General features: G+C 43.0%; 14 protein-coding genes. 2 read left to right on the top strand and 12 right to left on the bottom strand.

What is annotated here, in order from left to right; genetic code table 11:
- Positions 1–51: 51 nt before the first annotated feature.
- From ELQ35_RS02455 to ELQ35_RS02435, 5 genes are all read right to left on the bottom strand, one after another.
- Positions 52–1,152, bottom strand: a complete 1,101-nt coding sequence (locus ELQ35_RS02455; protein WP_185861635.1) for a DUF4097 family beta strand repeat-containing protein — start codon at positions 1,150–1,152, stop codon at positions 52–54.
- Between the two features lie 268 nt (positions 1,153–1,420).
- A complete protein-coding gene (gene uvrA, locus ELQ35_RS02450; RefSeq protein ID WP_126863272.1) occupies positions 1,421–4,297 on the bottom strand; it encodes an excinuclease ABC subunit UvrA in 2,877 nt (958 codons plus the stop codon).
- Between the two features lie 7 nt (positions 4,298–4,304).
- Positions 4,305–6,284 (bottom strand): excinuclease ABC subunit UvrB, encoded by a 1,980-nt coding sequence (gene uvrB / locus ELQ35_RS02445; protein WP_126863271.1) that lies wholly within the window; start codon positions 6,282–6,284, stop codon positions 4,305–4,307.
- A gap of 246 nt (positions 6,285–6,530) precedes the next feature.
- Positions 6,531–6,761, bottom strand: a complete 231-nt coding sequence (locus ELQ35_RS02440) for a CsbA family protein (protein WP_126863270.1) — start codon at positions 6,759–6,761, stop codon at positions 6,531–6,533.
- Positions 6,762–6,981: 220 nt separating this feature from the next.
- Positions 6,982–8,628: a catalase gene (locus ELQ35_RS02435; protein ID WP_370873484.1), complete on the bottom strand. Its 1,647-nt coding sequence runs from the start codon at positions 8,626–8,628 to the stop codon at positions 6,982–6,984.
- 370 nt (positions 8,629–8,998) lie between these two features.
- Between ELQ35_RS02435 and ELQ35_RS02430 the strand changes: the two genes are divergently transcribed.
- Both ELQ35_RS02430 and ELQ35_RS02425 read left to right on the top strand, forming a co-directional pair.
- On the top strand, positions 8,999–10,297 hold the full coding sequence (locus ELQ35_RS02430; protein ID WP_185861634.1) for an N-acetylmuramoyl-L-alanine amidase family protein: 1,299 nt from the start codon (positions 8,999–9,001) through the stop codon (positions 10,295–10,297).
- A 322-nt stretch (positions 10,298–10,619) separates the two neighbouring features.
- On the top strand, positions 10,620–11,837 hold the full coding sequence (locus ELQ35_RS02425; RefSeq protein WP_246025944.1) for an ROK family transcriptional regulator: 1,218 nt from the start codon (positions 10,620–10,622) through the stop codon (positions 11,835–11,837).
- A 264-nt stretch (positions 11,838–12,101) separates the two neighbouring features.
- Here ELQ35_RS02425 and ELQ35_RS02420 read toward each other — a convergent pair whose 3' ends face one another.
- The 7 genes from ELQ35_RS02420 to ELQ35_RS02390 all read right to left on the bottom strand — a co-directional run bounded on the left by ELQ35_RS02420 (position 12,102) and on the right by ELQ35_RS02390 (position 20,791).
- Positions 12,102–13,904 (bottom strand): glycoside hydrolase family 2 protein, encoded by a 1,803-nt coding sequence (locus ELQ35_RS02420; protein WP_246025943.1) that lies wholly within the window; start codon positions 13,902–13,904, stop codon positions 12,102–12,104.
- Positions 13,904–14,737 (bottom strand): carbohydrate ABC transporter permease, encoded by an 834-nt coding sequence (locus tag ELQ35_RS02415; RefSeq protein WP_126863267.1) that lies wholly within the window; start codon positions 14,735–14,737, stop codon positions 13,904–13,906. Before ELQ35_RS02415 ends, ELQ35_RS02420 begins: the two co-directional genes overlap by 1 nt.
- Positions 14,738–15,634, bottom strand: a complete 897-nt coding sequence (locus ELQ35_RS02410; protein ID WP_126863266.1) for a carbohydrate ABC transporter permease — start codon at positions 15,632–15,634, stop codon at positions 14,738–14,740. It lies immediately after the preceding gene.
- A gap of 78 nt (positions 15,635–15,712) precedes the next feature.
- On the bottom strand, positions 15,713–16,984 hold the full coding sequence (locus tag ELQ35_RS02405; protein ID WP_126863265.1) for an ABC transporter substrate-binding protein: 1,272 nt from the start codon (positions 16,982–16,984) through the stop codon (positions 15,713–15,715).
- Positions 16,985–17,483: 499 nt separating this feature from the next.
- On the bottom strand, positions 17,484–18,572 hold the full coding sequence (locus ELQ35_RS02400; protein WP_126863264.1) for a M24 family metallopeptidase: 1,089 nt from the start codon (positions 18,570–18,572) through the stop codon (positions 17,484–17,486).
- A gap of 18 nt (positions 18,573–18,590) precedes the next feature.
- Positions 18,591–19,583, bottom strand: a complete 993-nt coding sequence (gene galE / locus ELQ35_RS02395) for a UDP-glucose 4-epimerase GalE (protein ID WP_126863263.1) — start codon at positions 19,581–19,583, stop codon at positions 18,591–18,593.
- On the bottom strand, positions 19,583–20,791 hold the full coding sequence (locus ELQ35_RS02390) for a galactokinase (protein WP_126863262.1): 1,209 nt from the start codon (positions 20,789–20,791) through the stop codon (positions 19,583–19,585). Before ELQ35_RS02390 ends, galE begins: the two co-directional genes overlap by 1 nt.
- Positions 20,792–20,868: the final 77 nt, after the last annotated feature.

Below are 20,868 nucleotides of genomic sequence, written 5' to 3'. Positions count from 1 at the left end.
AAGGAGTTCCCCCTTTGCTGGACCTCCTTTTCATGCGCTGGTGATGGCAAATTAGTTTATCGATATGGTGCCCGTCTTTGTATCGGCAAAAATATGAAGTACAGGTGCCGCGAAATGTACGGTTTTAAATAAAAGCACCTTTTGAATGACTTCCTTTTTTTCCTCTACAATTTCAATGCCAGGAAGATTAACCTGTAAACTGCCTATATTTGATTTTAACTCTCCATTAACAGCTGTTTCCGATTCCAGGCTCATATACACTTTCCCAGTTATCGTCTTTGCATGAATGTAATCTCCGGTCTGTCCTTGAAGATCACAGGAAATATCGCCTGTAAACGATTGAGCATCAATTTTATTGAAAAAGCCATCAGCTACAATCGCACCATTCAATGTTTCGGCTTCGATTTTATCCAGACGAGCTTGCTCTACTGTTATTCCGCCGTTAGCAGTCTCAAACTCAGCTTTTTCCCCAGAAATCCTTTGCAATTGAATCGTTCCATTAGCGGTTTTAGCCTTTATCTTTTCGAATTGAAGGTCCTTTCCGCTAATCGGGCCATTGAACATCCTTACAAAAATTCGATCATACTGTTTTTTTGGTACATAAATATCTGCTTCTACCTTCATCCACTTTTGTTTTGCAGCAAATAGGAAGCTATCCTCGTTTATGGAAAAAAGGACATCCCGCAGAAAAGTTTCTTTTGCTTCACCCCGATCTTTTATCCGGTATATTCTCGCCCTGCATTCCACCCGTAAATCCTGCTGATCCCAGGGAATTATATTTGCTTTCCCGTTTGCTATTTCAATATTTATTTCCTTAAAAAAGGCTTCATTCTGTTGGAATATATGAGAAATTTCTTCCGAAGTTCCAAAGTTAAAGTCCAAATCCGTTTCTTTCATTTTTTTTATGGTGTTATCAATAAAGTCCATAATCTTTTCTTTCGAGAAGTGAATTTTTTCCTGAAAGGAGGCATGCGTTTTTTCGTACGATTCTTCCTGGTTTGTGACCGGTACAAGTTCATGAACCAAATCTTTTTCTTTTTGTACGCTTTCCTCTTCGGCCTTTTCCAGTTCCAATAGAAGAGCAAAGGCAGCGTCAGCTGATAGCTGCCCTTCCTGAACCAACTGTAGTATTCGTTTCTTTTCCTCCTGCATATTCTTCCCTACCTTCATTATCTAGATAGATTTTGAATTCCACTTCTTATATTTACGCATAAACTCGTAAAAAGTTTCGTACGGCATAGATGAATACGTTCCCCAATGTTTCGACAACAGGAAATCGACAATATTTTTCAGGAAATATCTATAAATTTCCCCGGAAATATAGTTTTCTCTCGATTTTAATTAAACGTTTGATTAACAACCAAATTGATAAATTCCGATAGAAAACGACAAAAAGCAAAGCAAGCCGACTCGGCTTGCTTTACTTTACATGTTCATGTTCTTTTTCCTGGATCAACTTATCCATACGGATACGTTCACGGGTAAGTATTGGCTTCAAGTAGCTTCCGGTATACGATTCTTCTACCTGAATAATTTGCTCAGGTGTTCCTGTAGCGACAATCGTGCCACCTTTATCCCCGCCCTCTGGGCCAAGGTCGACGATATAATCAGCTGTTTTAATGACATCAAGATTATGTTCGATCACCAAAACGGTATCCCCGTTCTCAACAAGCCTCTGTAAAACCAGCAGCAGTCTGGAAATATCATCGACATGCAGCCCTGTAGTCGGCTCATCCAGGATATAGAATGAACGACCGTTAGAACGGCGATGAAGCTCAGAAGCAAGCTTAACCCGCTGCGCTTCCCCGCCTGAAAGCGTGGTAGCCGGCTGCCCAAGTGTAATGTAGCCAAGACCGACATCATAGATCGTTTGCAGCTTTCTTTTGATTTTGGGGACATTTTCAAAGAATGTCAGAGCATCCTCCACTGTCATATCAAGAATATCCGAAGTATTCTTCCCTTTATATTTTACTTCCAGCGTTTCACGATTATACCGCTTTCCATGACAAACTTCACAAGGAACATAAACATCCGGAAGGAAGTGCATTTCGATTTTGATGATTCCATCACCGCGGCATGCCTCGCAGCGGCCGCCCTTTACATTAAAGCTGAAGCGTCCTTTTTTATATCCCCGGATCTTCGCTTCATTTGTTGAAGCAAATAGATCACGGATATCGTCAAAAACGCCTATATAGGTAGCCGGATTGGAGCGTGGTGTTCTGCCAATGGGCGATTGATCAATATCGATGACTTTTTCTAGGTGTTCGATCCCCTTCATCTCTTTAAACCGACCCGGTTTTGCCTTCGCACGGTACAGCTTCTGAGAGAGATTTTTTCGAAGGATTTCATTGATCAGGGTACTTTTCCCAGATCCTGAGACACCGGTAACTGCTATAAAATTGCCGAGCGGAAATTTCACGTTGACGTTCTTCAGGTTATTTTCCTTAGCACCTTTAATCTCCAGATATCTTCCGTCGCTCTTGCGGCGCTCAAGCGGAAGCGGAATGAATTTCTTCCCTGATAAATATTGTCCGGTTAAAGAATTGGAGTCTTGCATCACATATTCGGGAGTTCCTTCAGAGACAATGCTGCCGCCGCGGACACCTGCCCCGGGGCCGACGTCGATTAAATAGTCAGCCGCGAGCATCGTATCCTCATCATGCTCAACGACAATCAAAGTATTGCCAATATCTCGCATATTCTTCAACGTATCAATCAGCCGGTCATTATCCCGTTGATGCAGGCCAATCGACGGCTCATCGAGAATATAAAGAACACCGGTGAGACGGGAGCCGATTTGGGTAGCGAGGCGGATACGCTGGGCTTCACCGCCGGAAAGGGTCCCTGCCGCACGGCTTAACGTTAAATAATCAAGTCCCACATTTGAAAGAAAACCAAGCCGCTCCTTAATTTCCTGCAAGATTAGTTTCGAAATCGCTCTTTCTTTTTCGGTTAACTCAAGATTCGCAAAAAATTGCAGAGTCTCTGCAACGGAAAGCGAAGTCGTCTGGCTGATATGCTGGCCTTGAATCAAAACAGCAAGCGTTTCTTTCTTCAGCCTGTATCCTTTACAGGCAGGACAATCGTGCTCGGACATGTACTTTTCCATTTGCTCTCTGGTATAGTCAGAGCCCGTTTCCTTGAAACGGCGCTCAACGTTTTTCATGACACCTTCGAAAATGATGTAGTTCTCCCGGATCTGGCCAAAATCATTTTCATACCGGAAATAAATTTTATCGCTTTTTGAACCGTTGAGGATTTTATCAAGGGCTGCTTCCGGCAGGTCCTTGACCGCTGTATCCATATCAATGCCATAATGATTCGCTACCGCTTCGAGCAATTGCGGGTAATATTGCGAACTGGTAGGCTCCCATGGGGCAACAGCATGCTGGCGGAGTGTAAGATCCCAGTCGGGGATAACGAGGTCTTTATCAACCTCGAGTCTGGAGCCAAGGCCATCGCATTCGGGACAGGCACCAAAAGGGCTGTTAAAGGAAAACATTCTCGGTTCAAGCTCTCCGATAGAAAATCCGCAATACGGGCATGCATGGTGCTCGCTGAAAAGAAGCTCTTCCTTGTCAATCACATCGATAAGTGTTTTTCCGTCGCCGAGTTTCAAAGCACTTTCCAGAGAATCTGCAAGGCGCGCAGAAACACCATCCTTTACAACGATCCGGTCGATAATTACATCGATTGAATGCTTTTTATTCTTTTCAAGAGTGATTTCATCTCCTAAATCATGCATTTTTCCATCGATGCGGACCCGTACATACCCCTGTTTTTTTATATCCTCCAGGACCTTTACATGGGTACCTTTTCTGCCTGAAACCAACGGAGCAAGCACTTGCAGTTTGGTGCGCTCGGGATATTCCATAACTCTGTCAACCATCTGTTCAATGGTTTGGGATTCAATTTCAATATTATGGATCGGACATGTCGGCCGGCCGACGCGCGCGAATAATAACCGCAAATAATCATAGACTTCCGTTACCGTACCAACTGTGGATCTCGGATTCCTGCTCGTCGTTTTCTGGTCGATTGATATCGCGGGTGAAAGCCCTTCAATCGAATCGACGTCCGGCTTGTCCATCTGCCCTAAAAATTGGCGGGCATAGGATGACAGCGACTCTACGTAGCGCCGCTGCCCTTCGGCGTATATCGTATCAAAAGCTAAAGACGACTTGCCAGAACCCGATAGGCCTGTTAAAACAACTAGTTTATCCCTTGGAATCGTGACATCAATATTCTTCAGGTTATGGGCTCTTGCGCCTTTAACGATTAGTTTTTCTATTGCCATGTTTTCGTCATCCTTCCGCTTTTAACTCAAGCAGCATATCACGCAGCTCTGCAGCACGCTCGAAATTTAATGCTTTCGCCGCTTCTTTCATTTCTTTTTCCATATCGGCAATCATCTGCTCGCGCTCTTTCTTCGTCATTTCAGCAAAATTCGGAGCAGGAGTATATTGTTCCTGTTCTTCAGCGGCATAGGTAGCCTTGATTGCATCACGGATATCCTTTTGTATCGTTTGAGGGGTAACTCCATGTTTCTCATTGTACTGTTCCTGGATTTCACGGCGCCGATTTGTTTCATTTATCGCCACTTCCATCGAGTTCGTCATCCGGTCAGCATACATAATGACGTGGCCATTCGCGTTACGTGCGGCCCGTCCAGTTATCTGAATCAACGAACGCTCAGAACGAAGGAAGCCTTCTTTATCTGCATCCAGGATGGCAACCAGAGAAACTTCAGGGATGTCTATGCCTTCCCTGAGCAGGTTAATCCCAACCAGAACATCATATTTTCCCAACCTAAGCTCGCGGATGATTTCAATCCGTTCTAATGTTTTTACCTCAGAATGCAGGTATTGAACCTTTATGCCGATTTCTTTTAAATAATCAGTCAAGTCCTCAGACATTTTTTTAGTCAGCGTAGTGACAAGGACGCGTTCATTCTTTTTTGTACGTTCATGGATTTCACCTATTAAATCATCAATCTGCCCTTCAATCGGACGAACGTCAATGTTGGGATCCAAAAGCCCGGTAGGCCTGATAATCTGCTCGACCATCTCCGGAGTATGCTCAAGTTCATATGGGCCTGGAGTAGCGGAAACAAATACAGCCTGGCCGACCTTTTTTTCAAATTCTTCAAACCGGAGCGGCCGGTTATCCATCGCAGAAGGCAAACGGAATCCATGGTCTACGAGCACCTGCTTGCGAGCCTTGTCCCCATTGAACATCCCGCGGATTTGCGGAAGCGTAACATGGGATTCGTCAACGATGAGAAGGAAGTCTTCTGGAAAATAGTCGATTAATGTATAGGGAGTGGAACCAGGAGGCCTCAAGGTAAGATGGCGGGAATAGTTTTCGATTCCTGAACAAAAACCCATCTCGCGCATCATTTCAAGATCATATCTTCCTCTTTGTTCAAGGCGCTGGGCTTCCAGGAGCTTTTCGTCCTCCCGCAGTTCCTGCAAGCGTTCTTCCAACTCTTTTTCAATATTTTCTATCGCGATTCTCATTTTTTCTTCCCTGGTAACGAAGTGGGATGCCGGGAAAATCGCAATATGATCCCGCTCTGCGGTAATTTCTCCAGTCAGTGCATCAACCTCACGGATACGGTCAATTTCATCACCGAAAAATTCGACCCGTACACAATGTTCATCCCGAGAAGCCGGAAAGATTTCCACCACATCACCCCGTACACGAAAGGCCCCGCGCTGAAAGTCAATATCATTTCTTTCATATTGAATATCAACCAGGCGGTGAAGCAGGGCATTCCTCCCAATTTCCATGCCAGTGCGAAGCGAAACAACCATCTCCCGGTACTCTTCCGGAGAACCGAGGCCATAGATACAGGATACACTGGCAATGATGATGACATCTTTACGCTCGAATAAAGAAGAAGTGGCCGAGTGGCGCAGTTTATCGATTTCATCGTTAATGCTCGCGTCTTTTTCGATGAATGTATCTGTAGACGGCACATACGCTTCCGGCTGATAGTAATCATAGTAGCTGACAAAATACTCTACCGCATTATTTGGAAAGAACTCTTTAAACTCGCTGTAAAGCTGGCCGGCCAGTGTTTTGTTATGGGCAATCACAAGCGTTGGCTTGTTCACTTCCTTTATCACATTCGAGACGGTGAACGTCTTTCCGGTACCCGTTGCACCAAGCAGTGTTTGATGTTTCTTTCCTTTATTTATGCCGCTGATAATCTGCCGGATCGCTTCCGGTTGATCGCCCTGGGGAGAATATTTAGAAACTAACTCAAATACATCCTTCACGAAGCAGTCCTCCGATCATCTTTACTAAATCATGGATACCATGTAATATCTATTAATAAAATTAATAAGAAGGCCCTGGACCTTCCCTTAGTTGTCTATTTATCTTTATAGCCATTTCTCTGAATGGTCTATACACATTCTATCACAAAGCAATCAGAACAAGCCAATAATAAGCGAACGTTTATTCGCGAAATTTATCAGCATTGATATCTTTTTGCATCAACAGGCATTAAAAAAAGCACCTCTTTAGGCGCTTCGGGACGCATTTTTACTCAATTTTGCAGATAACCAAAAGCCAACCGTTAATGAAAATGCATCTATGATAATAAGCCACCAAGTGTGGGTATAGCCCTTATAAGCAGAAGCTGCAATCAAAGCAACAGTTAAGACAAGACCGACAACGCGGTTATAGGTCACTCTTGCAAACAGCATAACGAGCAAAGCCGGAAGTATAAGTGCGGACAATAATTTAATCATTTTCCCTTCCCCTTTCAGAGAGCCTATAAATGCCGCGAATTCATTATTTAAGGGCAGGTATCTTTAGTTTAAATGATTATTGCTAATTTTGCCATTAATAAGCTGAAGAGCATATATAATAGTTAACTTCCTGAACAGTAACAACCTATTTGAAAACTAAAACCCCTGGCACATAAGCAAGTTACCAGGGGCTTTTTCATAATATTCAACTTATAAAATATTAATAAGGATCCTGGGAATGGCCTTTTTCCTCTGCTTTCCTCGGTGCGTCTTCTGCTCCTTCTGCACCCATAGGTTCCCGGCTGGAAGTATTCGATGAATCAGCATGTTTCAATCCTTCTTCCACTCTTCTTCCGTAGTCGGGATCGCATTGTTTAAACATTTCCACCATCTTTGTTTGTATTCTCTCGTCACATGGAGCCAGTGTATTCACGAGGTTTACTATCAATTCATCCTTTTCCCAACCTTCAAAATGATTGTAAGTGTCCCCGGCCTGTTTGAAGTTGTTTTGGCGGTCAATACTCTCGCGGACAATGCTTCCTTCTACATGAGGCGTGTGCTCCTTGCCTCCCTGTTCTGCTTCCTTCAAGCCGCCAATGGTAGAAGGCTCATAGTTGATATGCGGATTCTGGTTTTCTCCAATATCCACTTTATATTGCATCTGGCCGCCGCGCTGATTCGTTGCCACACGCTTCTTCGGCGAGTTGATCGGCAGCTGCAAGTAATTAGGACCAACTCTGTAACGCTGGGTATCGGAATAAGAAAATGTCCTGCCCTGGAGCATCTTGTCATCCGAAAAATCCATTCCATCTACAAGTACTCCCGTACCGAAAGCTACTTGCTCTACTTCGCTGAAATAATCTTTCGGGTTTCTATTGAGCACCATTTTCCCGACAGGAAGCCACGGAAACTGATTCTCCGGCCATAGCTTGGTATCATCAAGCGGGTCAAAGTCTAATTCCGGATGCTCTTCGTCACTCATAATTTGTACGAACAGCTCCCATTCCGGGTAATCTCCTTTTTCAATCGCTTCATATAAATCCTGGGTTGCATGGTTGAAGTTTTTCGCCTGGATTTCTGCAGCTTCCTTCTGGGTCAAGTTTTTAATGCCTTGCTTCGGCTCCCAGTGATATTTTACAAGAACCGCTTTTCCTTCTTCATTGACCCACCGGTACGTATTTACTCCCGATCCTTGCATTTGCCGGTAATTGGCTGGGATGCCCCACGGCGAGAACAGGAAGGTGATCATATGCATCGCTTCAGGGTAATTGGAGATAAAATCAAATTGCCTTTCACCATCCTGGAGGTTTGTCACAGGATCCGGCTTAAAGGCATGAATGAAGTCTGGAAACTTAATCGCATCACGAATAAAGAAAATTTTCAGATTGTTTCCTACCAGATCCCAATTCCCGTCTTCTGTATAAAATTTCACAGCAAAGCCGCGTGGGTCACGCAATGTCTCCGGTGAATGGGTTCCATGAATGACCGTTGAAAAACGGACGAATAATGGCGTTTGCTTACCTTCCTCCTGAAAAAGCTTAGCCCGGGTATATTTCGAAGGGTGCTCTTCACCTACTTTGCCATAAGCTTCAAAATACCCATGTGCCCCTGCCCCTCTGCCGTGAACGACACGCTCAGGAATTCTTTCCCGGTCGAAATGGCTGATTTTCTCGATAAAATCATAATTCTCAAGGGTTGCGGGTCCTCTGTTGCCTACCGTTCTCATATTCTGGTTATTTGTGACGGGATGGCCCTGTCGATTTGTCAGTGTTTCATCAGACTCAAATTCAGATTTTTTTTGATTGCTGGCTGAATGGTCTTTTTCCACTTTGTTTCCTCCTCGTCTTTTATCGCTATGGAAATACACTTAATACTTTTCCCCATATGTAAGAAAAAATTCCTTTTTTGACAAAAACCTTACAGCACAGAAAAGAACCCAGACAATTTTCGTCAAAAAATATGGTTTTACACACATAGTAAAGTATCCCTAAATTTCTATGAAACCCTTAAACTATTTCACAGATTTGCCGATATTTCATATGACTTAAGGATAAAGTTGTAAAAAAAGCAAGACTAAAGATATTGATAAGTTATAGAAATTTCCATTGCGAAAAATGGCTTATTTTCTAGATTTATCCGGACTCTTTGGTTACCGTGTCAATTTTCGGGTTATGGGTAAGGCGATTGATGTTGGCACTTGGGAATTGAGGAAAAATTCAAAGGAAAGGCGGCACAGCATGACAAGAAGAATTGGAACTCTATTGGCGGCTGCATGGCTAGTAATCTTCCTATTTACTTTCTTTGCACCTGCTGATCAAGTTTTGGCAGCTACGCATGCAAAAGTAAATGCAACCTCTCTCAACATTCGTGAGAAGCCGGCGACATCGTCGAAGGCCATTGGGAATCTCAAGAAAGGCCAGGTTGTGACAATCATCCAGCAGCAAGGAGGATGGACGAAAGTACCTTTCGGAAAGAAATCCGGGTGGGTGTCATCGAAATATATAACGCTGATTACGCTGCAAACAGCGGCAAAAAGCGGGTATGTTACAGGCAGCAACTTAAACTTGCGACAGTCAGCTTCTACCAGCGCCAAATCCCTCGCACTGTTGTCTAGAGGGACATTGGTGACCATCCAATCCACAGTGAGCAGCTGGTATAAAGTGTATGTACCGTCCAAAAAGAAAACGGGATGGGTGTCGAATAAATACATAGCAAACAAAAAAGCTACAGCTGAAACGGCAGCACCTGCCAAACCTGCTCTTACAACAACCGTTACGTATTATGTGACTGCGAGTTCCTTGTATATTCGCAAAGAACCATCGACTAGCTCAAGTTCAATTACGTCCGTGAAGAAAAGCGGAGCTGTCTCTTTATTCGAAAAGAAAGGGACTTGGGGCAAGGTAAAGACTGCTTCAGGAAAAACAGGCTGGGCTTCCCTGAGCTATCTTACTTCGAAAGTTCCGGCTAAACCTGTTGAAACTGAATTGCCAAACGGCGTAAAAGACAAAGTGATTGTAATTGATCCCGGCCACGGCGGCTCTGATGCTGGTGCCGTGGGAAAATATAAAACAACAGAAAAAGCTATCAATTTGGCAACTGCCAATGAACTAAAGACCTTATTAGGAAGCGCGGGTGCAAGAGTAGTTATGACCCGTGTCTCTAATGAAGGCAGAAAATTAGACCTTGATGATCGTATAGAAATCAGCCATAAATATAAGGCAGACGTGTTTATTAGTATTCATTACAATTCCGGTGGAAACGCAACTGGTGTTGAAACTTACTACGATACAAAATACGGAAACGAAACAGAACTTGCAAAATGTATCCAGACTGAAGTAGTTAAGCAAACCGGAATGAGGGACCGGGGAGTTAAAACAGCAGGATTTTACGTCGTAAAATACAACAAAATGCCTTCCGTTCTTGTGGAGCTTGGCTTTATTTCAAACCCTAATGAAGAAAAAGTTATTGCCACTACAGCTTATCAGCAAAAAGCGGCAAGAGGAATTTTCAATGGGTTGAATAAGTATTTTAATTAATAGAAGTAGAAAAGAAGTCTTCACCTCAGGGGATTCCAGGAGGATGAAAGATTTCTTTTTTATTTATATACCGTTTCGATAACCGCACCTTTCTCGCGTATCCGCTCCAGACTCTTACTGAGATAAAGATAGGTTCGTTGAAAGACAGGGCTTTGGATAAATGTTATCGACCAGTTCCTATAGTTTTGACAACTTTTTGCCTTGTTTCCCTCTTTTAGATTTACGCATTTTTCCAGGGATATGGTTTTGTTCCTCAAGAAAATAGTTTATAATTAAATTTAATTTAGTAACTTAATCCGGGAGTGTCGGAGGAAACGAACATATGAGCAAAAAAATGCTGACTGGAAGCTTCCAGTTAATGAAATCACTAAATAGATCGGTTATTTTAAATATTATCCGAGAAAAGGGCTCCATATCAAGGGCTGAAATTGCTAAACTGACCAAGCTTACCCCGCCTACGGTAAGTAATCTAGTAAAGGAACTGTTGAAAGCCGAGATCGTCATTGAACGTGATTTAGGAGAATCCCGGGGCGGCCGAAAACCTACAATGCTTACATTAAACAGCAAGATGATTCATGTAATTGGCCTTGACATCGGCTCACATGATTTAAAAATCATCCTGACAAATATCCATGGCCAAATTCTAAAAAAAGAAATCTTCCCTATGCCTGAAGACACTACAAAAGAAAGCCTTCTTTCGTTAATGATAGATGCAATCCATTCAATTAAGGAAAGTACAGATGTAGAGGAAGTTATCGGCATTGGAGTCGGAATGCATGGAATTGTCGATGTAGAAAAGGGAATGTCGGTTTTTGCTCCAAACTTGAATCTACAGAACATACCCATTAAAGAAGCATTAGAAAATGAGTTTAAAATGATTGTCAAAGTAGAAAACGATGCACGGGCCATGAGTCTAGGAGAAATGTGGTTTGGAAACGGCTCTGGCATAGATAGTTTAGTCTGCATTAATGTTGGGCGCGGAATTGGTGCGGGCATAGTAATGGATGGAAAAATCCTTCATGGCCATCATTTTATAAGCGGGGAAATTGGCCACATGACCATTGATATTAATGGACCCAAATGCACATGCGGCAACTATGGATGCCTGCAAACTTTCGCCTCTGGTCCAGCAATCGTCGAAAACGCAAAAAAAGAAATACGTTTAGGGCGATCAGGCCTTCTGTCATCGATGGCGGGAAATAACCTTGACAACATCACCGGGGAATTAATCTATGAAGCAGCCTTAAAAGGCGATTCCCTTTGCCAGTCAGTCCTGGCAGAGGCAGGCCGCTATTTAGGGATTGGGATTACCAATCTTATTCATACGATTAATCCAAAGCGAATCATCATTGGAGGCGGTGTTTCCAATGCACAGGAACTTATCCTTAACCATATTACACAAACCATTGAGCAAAGAGCACTCACAAAATTCTCCAAAGAAACCGAAATCATGGTTTCCAAATTCGGGGACGATGCAACCGCTGTAGGAGCCGTGGCCTTAATTCTTGTCGAGTTGTTCTCAACCAGAGGAAACAAATAACAATTCCCCGGTAAAAAACGGTGGAAAGTACTTTTCACTGTTTTTTTATGTATGTATAGAGAACTATACGTTCGTTGACAGATATGGTTTTCAAAGAATCGACCCTTTGAATTATCATGCATTAGTAGCTGCCTGTCACTCCCATAAGCCAGCAAAATGCTTTTAACAGGCGTCATAATGTAAAAATAAACATAGACCCCGTCTCTACACGAAAAAAGCCCTTATCCCAGTGTATGGGTATGAGGGCTTTTTTCCTTCTATCGATTACCTTTGATCATTTATCATTTTGATTTTATTTAGGTCACATTTCGGCTTGCGGTCATATGTTAGAAGTCCATTAATCTCTTGTTCTACATCCGTTAATTGTGTATAGCAAAAGCCTTGAATAATCGGACTAGAAATCAAAGCTTCAGTCACTTTTCGATACTCTTCCACTAAGTCATCGGCAGATTGAACGGCAGAATAGCCCCAACCTTCGTTTTCATCTTTCTTATAAGCTATTCCCCCGTATTCGGTAATAAGAATCGGCTCTCCCTGATATGAAAAGCCCTGAGCATAAATTAAGCGATTGGCCGGGGTCGTTGAAATCGCGCTTTCAATAGTTTGATAGGCTGTTTCCATTTCTTGTGCACTTTGATAGTTATGAATCCCGCAAATATCGGAGATCGTGTGCTCCCAGCCGTCATTGGAAAGAACCGGCCGGGTCACATCAATTGATTTGGTCTGCCAGTACATCGATGTGGCATGGGCTTGTTGTTGTTTGTCAAATGCTACTCTGGAGACTCCCCAGCTCTCATTAAGAGGGAGCCAGACTATAATGGAAGGGTGGCTGTAATCTCGTTTGACAACATCAAACCACTCCGTTGCCAGCCTGCGAGCGGCATCTTCACTATATTCGGATGTATTCGCCATTTCTCCCCACACCAAAAATCCAAGCTTATCGGCCCAATACAAGAAACGGGGATCTTCTACCTTTTGGTGCTTTCGGGCTCCATTGAAGCCCATTTCTTTGGCTAGCTCAATATCCTTTTTCAAATCCTCATCAGATGGAGCAGTAAGCAGTCCCTCGGGAAAATATCCCTGGTCAAGGACGAGCTTCTGGTAATATGGCATATTATTTAACATAAACTTGCCATTCTCTATCGAAACCTTTCTCATCCCAAAATAAGTCTCCACTTGATCGAGCACTCTGTCTCCGCTTCTAACAGTCAACGTTGCATCGAACAGATTAGGGTGTTCAGGAGACCAATACCAGCCCGGTCCATGGATGTTACTGCGGTCAGTAAAGCGATTTCGCAGATTATAACTACGCTTGTTGTATGCTTCAAAGACATCGGCCCTATCAGAAACGATCGACTTTCCATTGAAAGATATCTTCACTTCTACTGAAAGATCTTTATCAAAGGTTTCCCCAAGATCAAATTCCAACTCAACGTCTCCCCGATCTATCTGGGGGGTCCAGCGAATCGTTCCAAAATGGGCATCTTCTAACGGTTCCATCCACACCGTTTGCCAGATCCCAGTTGTTCTTGTATAGAAAATGGACTCGGATTGCTCGTGCCAATATTGCTTCCCTCTTGGAATCGTAACATCTTCGGAAGGATCTTCTACGCGCAAGACCAATTCATTATCAGTCATATCCTCGTTCAATAGATGAGTAATATCAGTGGAAAATGGGGTATTGCCTCCCTCGTGGAAGGTTGCCAGTTCACCATTGATATACACCCACGCCCGGTAGTCGACCGCCCCAAAATGCAGGACTATTCTTTTTTTCTGCCAGTGTTCGGAAATGGAAATCGTACGACGATACCAAACGATATCATGAAAAGATGGATCATGAATACCACTTAACTTTGTTTGATAAGCGAAGGGAACATGTATCGTTTTTTCGCTTGGAAACTCCTTGTACCATTTTTTATTCAGTCCCTGATTTGCATCATCAAAGGCAAAATCCCACTCGCCGTTTAAGTTTACCCACTCTTTCCGGACAAACTGGGGCCTTGGATATTCATTACGCGGTAAAGCCATATCTATCAATCCTTCCTTAACATTCAATAAACTAAACATTATTTTATTCCTGATTGCGTTACGCCTTTAATGAGAGCTCTTTGGCCGATGATGAATAGTAAAACGGCAGGGATTGTTGCAATAGAAGTGAGCGCCATCAGCCTTCCCGGCGAGGACACGAAGCTACCTTGCTGCATAATTGCAATTCCTGTTGTTATGGTTCTCATTTCTGGCGAGCTTGTTGTAACCAGCGGCCACAGGAAGTCATTATAAATCGACATAAATGTAAAAATCGCTAATGTCCATATTAGTGGACGGGCTGAAGGCAGAACGATCTGAGTAAATACTTGCCATTTATTAGCACCGTCAAGATAAGCGGCTTCTTCAAGCGACTGTGGAAATCCTCTAAAAAATTGATACAGAAGAAAGACACCAAAGGCATTCGCCGAATAAGGCAGGATTAAAACTGCATACGTGTCCAACAGTCCCAGTTTATTGAATTCCATATATAACGGAAGGAACGTAATGACCCACGGGATCATCAAAGAGCCAATAAACATGCTGATCAATGTCTTTTTAAATGGAACATCCAAACGGGCAAGGCCGTAAGCTGCCAGGGTGTCAACAACCAAAACAATCAGTGTTCCCGATATTCCTACTAACAGAGAGTTGGACATCCATTTAAGAACAGGAACATCCGATTCTGTGCCTCCCAGACTGTATAAATAGTTTTCAAGTGTTGGAGTGTCCGGCAGCCATTTAATACCCGCTGTGATAGCTTCAAAATCATTTTTAAAAGAAGTTGCCAGCATCCAGAAAAGCGGAATTAAAAAAACCAATGCCACTGCAATTGCCACGATGACCATGGTCGTTTTGAAGGCTTTGTTTTGCATCTACTCCACACCCTTTCTATTCGAAATACGGAACTGAATAACAGAGATGATAATCATCATTAACGCCATTAATAATGACATTGCGGCAGCGCTTCCCAATTGCCTTTGTTTAAAAGCTTCATCAACGATATTCATCAACAGGACCTTAGTTGAGTCTCCAGGCCCGCCTCTAGTCATCAGATAAGGCTGGCCGTAAATATTAAAGGATGCGATCGTCGATGTGATTAAGACAAACAGCATGATCGGTTTGATGCTCGGCAGGGTAATGAAACGGAACCGTTGCCAGCGGGATGCACCGTCGAGCGCCCCGGCTTCATACAGTTCCTCTGAAACATCATTCAGGGCATTGATAAAAATGATCATATTAAAGCCGATTGTCCACCAAAGAGTAGCAATGACAAGGGAAATCCAGGCCCAAGGCATATCTGTCAACCATGCAATTACAGGAAGATTGAACTTTTGCAAGTACTGGTTAATCAAGCCGCTGTTCGTATCCAGGATCCATAACCAAATGATTGCCACTACTGAAACAGAGACAGAATATGGAATAAAGTAAACCGTTCGAAACAATCCTCTTATTCTTGCAGGCAAACTATTGATTAATAAAGCCAACCCTAATCCTACTACTACCAGAAGAGGCACACTGAATACAACGAATAACAGTGTGTTTTTTAGCCCGGTAAAGAAGAGGTTGTTTAAATAAGAGGCCGGGTCAAAAATATTTAGATAGTTTTTCAATCCAACAAACTCATGTACTGGCGACAATAAGTCCCAGTTATGCAAACTCATCCAGATTCCGTATATGATAGGAATTAAAAGAAAGACGGTAAACAGCAATAAGTACGGAAGTACAAATAAACTGGACGTTAACTGGGACTTCCGATTGGCCTTATTCATTACCTCTCCCCCTTCCATTTTTTATTAACTGAAAAGAAACGGGCAGGTAAAATACTCACCTGCCCCCTCTTGTTTATATTACTTATTGGCAAGTTGTTCCGCTTTCTTCGTTGCGTCATCCAACGCCTTTTGCGGATCTTTCTTTCCTAATAAAGCCAGGTTCACTTCTTGCCATAATGGTTCTGAAATCTGGCCCCAGTTCGATACAGTTGGAGCGAATTTAGCGTACTCAAATTGTTTTGCAACTTGCGGCTGCTGCTTCATCTTTTGGAACTCAGCGCTTTCGTATACGGCTTTAGATGCAGGAGCCTGACCTGATTTAGCCCACTCCATTGTATTTTCCGCTACATATTTTAAGAAATCAGTAGTAGCATCCAGTTTCTTCTCATCTTTCACGGAAGCAGGAATAACAAAGTTGTGTGCGTTTGCATAAACAGCCTGCTGTTTCGTCCCTAATTGAGGTACAGGCGCTACACCATAGTTTAATTTAGCTTTATCCCATTGTTCCATCATCCATGGCCCATTCAGGTGCATGGCATTCTTGCCTTGGAGGAACAGGGTAACTTCTCCATCTTGTTGAACATTTGCAGGTGATACTTTTTCCTTCTTAACCAAATCCGAAAGGAATGTTAACGCTTCAACGCCTTCAGGACTGTTGTAATTTGGCTTGCCATCCTTTAGTAACTCCCCGCCATTTTGGAACAATACTGTTGGGTAAATGAATTGGTTTGGCCATAATGTCGGCACGACAAACCCATACTGGTTCTTGGAGGAGTCAGTCAGCTTTTTAGCAGCATCCAAGAATTCTTCGCGATTCGTAGGCGGCTTCTCCGGATCCAACCCCGCTTGCTTGAACAAATCTTTATTATAATAGAATACCAGCGGATGGATATCTAACGGAATCCCGTATTGTTTACCATCTATTTGGCCGCCTTCCCAGGCAGTTTCAGCATAATTTTCTTCTTTTACGCCAGCTTTTTCAGCTGTTTCGGTAACATCCTTTACCAATTTCTTTTCTACATAGGTAGGAAGCTGGTCACGGTGCATAATCATCACATCCGGTCCGTTTTTCTGGCCGGAAAATGAAAGATCGACAGTTTTATAGTAATCAGATTGCGGAACGATTTGAAAATCAACCTTATACTCAGATTGTGATTTGTTATAGTCTTCAACAATCGATTTCATGCGTGGACCATCAGGACCTGAGAATGGCGCCCAGAATGTTATCGTGGAGCTATCTCCCTTCCCACTTGAACTTCCTGTTGTTTTCTCGTCGTTAGAGCAGGCAGCAAGCGAACCAATTGCCAAAACAGCTGTCATAGCAATGCCGAGCCATTTCTTCTTCTTCATCCTATTTCCCCCTCGATTTGCTAAAATAGTCCCTGTCTCTTAAGTTAATTAAATTAATTTACTTTGTACTTTTATAATAGTCATACGCATAGTTTTTGTCAACGTTTTCATTTTGATATTTTGATGATAATGTCAAGCATTTGATGCAGAGCTAACTGTCATTATGATATGTATGTACCTGCTGTAAATAACTGCCCTTCTTATGCCTTTGCTATTAAAATAGTAAGTTTATTTTCCATATTAAATTAAACAGATTTCTAAGGGGCAAACATCTAAAAAAAAGTTAAGATCTAGACTATTAGTAACAAAGTCTGAAAATCAGCAACGAAGGTAATCAAAATAGCAACAAAAACGAAAATATGGCAACAAAACAAGAATTCCAGTTTCAAAATTGCTGGTTTACACCAATACATAAGAAGAAAACTTATACTTTCCGGTCCAGTTGAAAAAGACGTATCTGCAGTTGATACGTCTTTTCTTTTATCCGTTTTAATTTCACTCACCGAATCAATATATCGGGCCGTAAATATTTCTTTCCATTGTGCTCTGTTTCAAGATATACCCATTCGCCGGTATGAGTTAGAACTTCATTATCATCTTCGCCCACTAAAATGGTATCCTCTGATTTAATGCCCCTGATCGCGGGATTCCAGGCAAAAGCTTGATGTAAATGAACGATATCCTCCATGTCAGGAGTTGCGATAAATTCACGGGTTGCATAGCCGGTAGGCCCTCCTTGATGGAGATAGCGCCAGTCATCCGGATAGCCAACTTCGCTGTATGTATCGAAGCCTTTTTGCAATACATCCTTAATCGGGGTTCCCGGTCTTGTCACTGCATTCATGGCAACATCTATTTGCATCAGTTTCCCTTTATTGACGGCCAATTCTTCTGGCAAAGCGCCAAAGTGAACGAACCTTGTCACATTGCTGACCAATCCGCCTTTTTCCGCACAGAGAACAATCATCGCGTATTCCTCGAGCTTCTTTTCGGTTGGAATTGGGTGACGGTACTTAAACACGCGGTCATCGGTGGACACAAGAATGACATGGGGATTCATCCCGTCTTTCATCACCTTTGCCGCCAGGTGGGCAGCAATTTCAAACTCTGTCATGCCTGGTTCAATTTCCCGGCAGGTAGATTCTACGGCACCGGCTGCTTTTTGGGAAAGCAAACGGTAGCGATTAATTTCCTTCTCATTAAGGGTAAAACGCAACCCTGTTAATTCGCGGCCGAAGTCAAGGAAATGGCTGAATGGAACATCACTGGCAATTGTTTTTCCTTCACAGAGTTTTTCAATTGCCTTATCCTGGTTTTCGTACCATTCAGTTGCGATAAATTCGTAATCAAGCCCAATGAGCTCTTCATCATGAATGCGGGCGGATTCCATTTTTGAGGTGATGCAGTACTTTTTTTCTGGAAGAATTAGCAGGTCTGCTACCCCTAATTCAGTTGTATGTACGATATGGTTATCCTTCCCTCCCGTTAGCCAGGAGAAATTACTGCGTGTCCGAAACAGAACTCCATCAATTTCTTTTTGTTTCATGAAGTCCTTTACTTTCTGCAGCGGAGTTACAGATACAGTCATAATACCATGTTCCCCTTTCTACTTTTTGCCTAAAAAACCGTCCGGGTTTTCTTTATGCCAATTCCAAGCTGTTTCGATAATAGTTCTGAGGTCATTATATTTTGGTTTCCAGCCTAATGCAGTTTGTGCTTTCTCCGAGGAGGCAATCAACAACGCCGGATCGCCTGCACGCCGGGGGCTAATTTTTTCCGGAATGGAATGTCCCGTTACGTTACGGGCTGTTTCAATGACTTCCTTTACTGAAAACCCTTTTCCGTTCCCCAGGTTAAAAACATTACTGGCTCCGTTTTCACGCAACGACTTTAGAGCGAGCCAGTGTGCGTTCGCAAGATCCATGACATGGATATAATCGCGAATGCACGTACCGTCTTCTGTTGGATAATCGTCGCCAAACACGCCGATTGCTTCTCTTTGACCGAGGGCGACCTGGAGAATGATCGGAATCAAGTGGCTCTCGGGATTATGGTCTTCACCGATCATGCCATCAGGATGTGCACCTGCCGCATTAAAGTACCTGAGGGAGACCGATTTCAATCCATATGCTTGATCACACCAGCGGAACATTTTTTCCATTGCCAGTTTTGTTTCCCCATAGGGACTTGTTGGGTTTGTGCTGTCTTCTTCCAAAATCGGGATTTGTTTCGGCTCTCCATAAGTAGCAGCCGTCGATGAAAACACGATCTTTTTCACATTATGTTCAAGCATCGTTGAAACAAGATTATGGGAAGCCATTAAGTTATTTTCATAATAAGGAAGCGGCTGCTGTACACTTTCTCCAACCAGGGAACTTGCAGCAAAATGAATCACCGCTTCTATACCATTTTCCCTGAAGACACGTTCAAGAAACGATGTATCCCGCAAATTTCCTTCATAAAAAGCTCCGCCAGCTACTGCCTGTTTATGGCCAGTTTTAAGATTATCAATGACAATCACTTCTTCTCCCTGATTTAAAAGCTCAATAACGGTGTGGCTGCCAATATAACCAGCCCCGCCTGTGACTAAGATAGCCATTATTTGATTCCTCCTTCTGCACCCACCTTGCTTATTTCTCTTGCACCATTCCCAATTTCGCATACATAGAAAGTCGGAGTAAGAGTTGTTTTCGATGTATAGTTTTCTGATACGGACTTTTTAAATTGCACAACGGATTCTTCTTTTACCAGGCTGACATTACAGCCGCCAAACCCGGCGCCTGTCATCCTTGTGCCAATACAGCCCGGAACCCTGGAGGCTTCCTCATAAAGCGTATCCAGCTCAAAACCGGTTACTTCATATAAGTCCCGCAACGACTCATGTGATCTTTTCATTAAATCGCCAAATGCAGACAGATCACTTTTTTGCAAACTTTTCATCGCTGATTTAACTCGTTCATTTTCTGAAATGACATGCTCCAGCCGATTGCGGATAACCTCATCCACAACAAACTTACGAACCTTCTCCCATTCAGTATAACCCACATCTCCTAACGACTGAGCATGGAGAAGCCTATTTTTGATTTGGGCAAATCCTTGTTCACATTCCCGGCGGCGTTCATTATATTTAGAGTCCGCCAGCCCCCGCTGTTTATTTGTATTGGTGATCACGATTTTGTAATCATCCAGCTTCATCGGGACGTAGGAATATTCCAATTTATCGCATTTCAACATGATAGCATGGTTTTCTCTTCCCATCCCTATTGCGAATTGATCCATAATTCCGCAATTAACGCCTACAAAACCATTTTCTGCACGTTGAGCTAATTTTACAAGCTCCAGCATCGGGACAGGCAAACCAGCTAAAGAACTAAGTGAAAGCCCGGTTACAAGTTCAATTGATGCCGAAGAAGAAAGCCCTGCTCCATTGGGGGTATTTCCGTGAAATAAAATATCTGCCCCGGTAAAAAGATGAGATTGTTCCACCCCGGCCATCTTTATTAATTCATATAGGACACCCTTTGGGTAATTGGCCCAGTCGTCTTCCTTTTTGTATACTAGTTTCTCAGAAAGTGCGCAGTCGACTTTGGCAGAGAAGTTGGTGGAACGAAGACGATATATTCCATCGTTTCGAGGGCGGGCAATAGCCCACGTTCCAAAGGTTAAAGCGGCAGGCAAAACGTATCCTCCGTTATAATCCGTATGCTCTCCAATTAAATTCACCCTGCTGGGCGCAAAAAAGAAGCGGGTGTTATCTTCATAACCGAATTCAGCAAAAAACAGCTTTATTAACTCTTGAGTGTCCATATTATTTCTAGCCTTCTTTCTCTATTAATATGGGATTAATCGAGGTTCCCCTTTTCTAGCACTCTTCCAAACTGCTA

The organism is Peribacillus cavernae (assembly GCF_003989135.1).
GTDB lineage: Bacteria > Bacillota > Bacilli > Bacillales > DSM-1321 > Peribacillus > Peribacillus cavernae.
This window is presented reverse-complemented; position numbering and strand designations above follow the sequence as displayed.